We start from the raw sequence: 4,408 nt of genomic DNA on the forward strand, positions 1-4,408 counted from the left end.
GCACCGAGGTGACCGCCTCGCTGGCGTTCGGGACGTCCACGGTCACCGACGAGGACGGCCACTACCGCCTCGAGTACACCATGGGCCCCTGCCCGGGGATCTACATCCAGCACCGCGTCATGATCACCGCGGTGCTGCGCTTCGCCGACTTCAGCCCCAAGGCGGCCGGCGGCGGGGGCATCTACCACCACTCCCGCCCCTCGTTCGACAGCTGCAACGGCCTGGCGGACTACCCGCCGGGGCCGGGGCTGATCGGCATGGCGGCGTGGATGGAAGCCCGCGGCATCGTCCAGAGCCAGAGCACGGTCAACGTCGAAGGCGACATGGGCGTGGCCGCGTTCATCGCCAGCGGCGCCGGGCGGCTGGTCAACGAAGTGCCGGGGACGCTGCCGCTGGCCGAGCCCGCGCTCGCCGGCCCCATCCCCCAGGGGCCGAGCGCGCGCAGCTACCTCGCGCCCGATTTCAGCCCGCGGCTGCTCGCCGAGCTCGACCTCGACGGCGACGGCCTGCCCCATGGCGAGGACGACGACGAGCACGCGCGGCTCATCGCCAACCCTGACTACAGTCCCGACAACGGCGAGCCCGAGCAGGTGGTGGCGGTGTGGTTCGGCGCGCCGCCGCAGCCGGACACCGAGCCCGACCTCACCCGGCGGCCCGACCGCCTGCCCGACCTCACCCACCAGGGGCTGGTCAAGCAGCTCTCCGCCGCCGACCTCGCCGACACCGACCTCTACATCGTGCGCGCGTCCAACGGGCAGCTGCTCATGGCCCGCGAAGGGCTCACCGAAGAAGAGCTCTACCACGCCAGCGGCCGCCTCGAAGACGGCGAGAGCGGCTTCTACTACCGCGCGCTGCTGCGCGGGCCACGGGCGGTGGACCAGTCCACCGGGCTGCTTGGCGACTGGCAGGCGGCCACCCAGGCCGACCCGGCGCTGCACGACGTCAAAGCCGACCACCTGCGCATGGGCGAGCGGGTGACCGTCGTGGCCATCAACCGCCCCAGCGGCTACATCGGCACCACCACCGCCACCGTGAAGCTGCCCGACGCCGGGGGCGGGCGCATCGACTTCCCCATCGACGCCATCCGGCTGCGGCCGCCGAACCTCAAGGTCGACGTGCGCCGCGCCTACGACGTCGAGGCGGGGCTGACCGCCGGCGAGGAGCGCGAGCACCGCGTCGGCTTCGAAGGCGCCGGACTCGCCAGCGACCGCCAGCTCGTGGTCACCACCGAATGGCTCGACCACGACGGCAGCGCCATCCCCGCGGCGATCCCGGCATACACCGCGCGGCTGGCGAAAGTGGTCGCCCCCGAGCAGCTTGGCCCGGCGAGCGCGAGCGGGCAGGTGGCGCACTTCCCGGTGGAGCCGGGGCGGCACCTGCAGCTCATCCAGCTGCCCCAGGACGGCCCGCTCGACGCCCAGCACTACTACCTCCACGTCGTCGGCGAGCCGCCGAGCGGCCACCCCGACTTCCAGAGCACCGGCGCCGGCGAGGGGCCGCTCGCCTACCGGCCCGCCAATGCCGTGCCGATCCAGGTCGCGCTCTACGACGAACCCGCCAGCCGGGCGCGGTCGAACGCGCTCGCGCGCGAACAGCGCGCCGACCCCAACGCCGACCTCCCCGACGACGCCCAGCCCGCCTACGCCTGGGTCTACCGTCCGGAGATGCAGTTCTCCGTGTTCGACCTCCAGCCCCAGCGCCTCGAGCAGGGCAGTGAGGGGGACGGCACGCTCGAGGTCATCGACCTCACCGGCGACCAGGGCGACACCCCGTTGGTCGACCCGCTGGACCCGCTGCGGCTGATCGCCAGCCTCCGCGGCAGCGAGTTCGCGCCGCTGGAAGCCCTCGGCCCCGGCCACGAGCTGGTCTTCTCGGTGGGGGCGGAAGAGGTCACCGCCCACGCCAACGGTGCCGGCGAATGGGTGTTCGACGACACCGCCCACCTCGCCGAGCTGAGCACCGACGATCTCCTCGCCGTGCGGCTCTACGACGCCAACGACACCGAGAACGTGCTCTGGGAGTTCGCCTTTGGGCTCAAGCCGATTGGTACCCCCCGTCGCCTCTCGGTCTCGGCCGACGACCCTGCCATCGAGGTGACCGCGCTATTGCCCGGTATGCACGGCGACGCTGCCTCCGATGCGCCGAGCGACGTGACGCTGCAGTGGTTCGTCGACGGCGACGGTGGTGAATTCGCGCAGGATGTCACGACCACCGGATCGGGCGTCAGCCAGAACGTCCTGGAACTCCCCCGCGAAGCCGGCAAGGTGTACGCCGTCGGCGTCAAGGTCGTCGAGTCCACCAGCGCGCGCTATCCCGTTGGCACCAGGGCGATCATCGGCCGCTATCGCGTCATCCCGGGCGCCCCCGCCCGTGTCGACCTGGGTTGGAACCGTGCCGTGCTGCCTGCCGACGACACCAGCACCGTCGCCATCACGGCCTCGGTGTACGACGCCCACGATAACGCCGTCACCGACGGCACCCAGGTCGCCTGGGAGATCGATGGCGATGCCGATATTGCCGTGGCCGAGCCGGAGACCGGCACGGCGGATGGCAAGGTGTCCACGACCATTAGCAGCGGGCAACTGGTGGGCAGCTTCGACATCGAAGTCGTCGCCGGTGACGAAGCGCTCGGCGAGCTCGAGGTCAACACCACGGCGTTGGGCATCAACGCCACGACCAGCACGGACGTGCTGACCGTGGGCAGCGCCGAGACCGCTGAGCTGACCGTGACCGCGGGTGATGCCGCCGATGGCACGCCCGTTCGCTGGTTCAGCACACGCGGCGAGATCAGCGGCACGACGACCCTTGCCAACGGCGAAGCGACCGCCACGCTCCGGCCCGCAGAGGGGCCGGGTACCGGGGAGGTCATCGTCTCCGTGGCCGGCGAGCAGGCCGTCGTTCCCATCGAGCACAAGGGGACCGGGCCGGTCTGGGCCACGCTCTCGCGGGCGGCCGTCGTCGGCGACGCGACCACCGACGGTTACGTCGACATCGAGCAGGCCGACGGCAGCACCAAAAGCTACCGCTACCACACCTCGACCCAGTTAGAGCTCCACGGCGAACCCGGCGAGACGTTGGAGCTCGCGCTCGGCACCCCCAACCGACCGAATGCCGCCCCGGCGGTGCATTTTCCATTACGAGCCCTAAACGACTCGGCCGGCGGAATGCATCCCGGTTCGCCGAGCGCCGATGGCACGCACACCGCGGCCGTCGTCGGCGATGTCAGCATCGATGACATGGGGCTGCACTTCGACGGGGGCCATCTCAACGTCCCCGCGCAGGCCGACCTCGCCATCGAGGACGGCCTGTTCGTCAACATGAATGTGCGCCTGGACCCCGGGGCCGACGCGTCGGTGGGTGATCCGGACGATTGGACAGGCGCCACGCTCATCCGCCAGGGCAGCGAGGCCAACTTTACCTACCGCCTACGGCTGGTGCGCGAGAGTGGCCAGACGTTCGTGCAGGCGGACGTGACCACCAACGCCGGCAGCGACAGCCTGCGTCACACCCAACCCCTCGAGGCCGAGCGACTCTACAAGATCGGCTTCCGGTTCACGGGTGATCGGGTGAGCCTGCAGGTCGAGGGCGGGGCAGGCACGGAGCAGCCAGAGATTCAAACCGCGCCGTTTGCCGGGCGCTTCGTCGTCGCCGACTCCCGGCTGGTCGTCGGCCGCGCCTTGCGCGGATCGCTGAGTCATCTGCGCATTGGCGAGGAGAGCAGCGAGACGAGCCTGCTGAGTCTCGGCGGCGCAGGCGAGACGGCCGGAAGCGTCACCTTCGACAGCAGCGGCAAGGCCGCCGTCGGGCTGCAGTCGTTGGGGCGGTTCCAGGGTGGCGCCCAGAACGTTGGCATCACCTACCAGCGTCCGGGGCAGACGACCGCTGGCTACCAGCCCCTAGAGCTCGAGCGCGACGACGGCAACTGGCTCATCGACGCCGTCATCTCCCGTGCCGATGCGCGGATGACGCCTATGGAGCGCCGCCACTTCAGGGGCCGGGGCGCGACCGTCACCGACACAACGACCTCGGGCTGGTTCTCGAGCCTGGTCGACAGCATCGCCGAGGCGGCTGATACCGTCATCGACGTCGCGAAAACAGGCGCGCAACTGGTCTCCATCGTCACCGGCATCGACGACTTCGTGGTGCTCGCCGACACGCTGATGAGTCTCGCGCGCGGGGCGACCGACGAAATCTCCTACGTCGAAGTCACCTTCGCCGCCGTCGGCGCGACGCTGACGATCACCACCGTGGTGTCGGCGGGGAGTCTCGGGCCAATTGCGTTGCCACTGCGTCAAAGTCTGGGCGTCCTGAAAGGGGCGATACGCGGCCTGCGTACGGCCGGGCCAAGCCGAATATATGCGCTGGCCAAAGGATTCGGGATTCTTTTTAAAGATATCCTGAACAATCC

General features: G+C 70.1%; 1 protein-coding gene. It reads left to right on the plus strand.

Annotated features, from left to right (window positions below; translation table 11 throughout):
• A partial coding sequence (locus tag ACPEES_RS22830) for an Ig-like domain-containing protein (RefSeq protein ID WP_435106712.1) occupies positions 1 to 4,408 on the plus strand: 4,408 nt, incomplete at both ends.

Source organism: Arhodomonas sp. AD133 (genome assembly GCF_051195215.1).
Classification (GTDB): Bacteria; Pseudomonadota; Gammaproteobacteria; order Nitrococcales; family Nitrococcaceae; genus Arhodomonas.